General features: G+C 43.8%; 1 pseudogene. It reads right to left on the bottom strand.

The window, feature by feature from the left end:
• Nucleotides 1-57: 57 nt before the first annotated feature.
• Nucleotides 58-283: pseudogene (locus tag RTW80_RS28910) on the bottom strand (hypothetical protein); the annotation flags it as partial.

Below are 283 nucleotides of genomic sequence, written 5' to 3' on the forward strand. Positions count from 1 at the left end.
CTTTTTGCCTCTCTTCTTGTTGAGTAGAAAACAAGATTTTCCGCGTTCCAGACACCATCATCGCGCAGTTTGTCGCCCAAAGGACCAAAATGCCCGCTTTTTGTTCATTACCTCAATTGCAGCTTTCTCATGACGTAGTTCTTCACTGGCAAATCCCTGAAACTTATCTAAAGCCACTTTAGCTTTTTCCCTGACTGGTTTTTTTTCATCGCGATTTGCTGTTCCCATTGTGCAGGCATCAGATACGGCGTTGTAAGCATCAAAGGCCAGCTTTCTCATAGTA

The organism is Escherichia sp. AM3 (genome assembly GCF_032029835.1).
GTDB classification, from domain to species: domain Bacteria; phylum Pseudomonadota; class Gammaproteobacteria; order Enterobacterales; family Enterobacteriaceae; genus Escherichia; species Escherichia coli.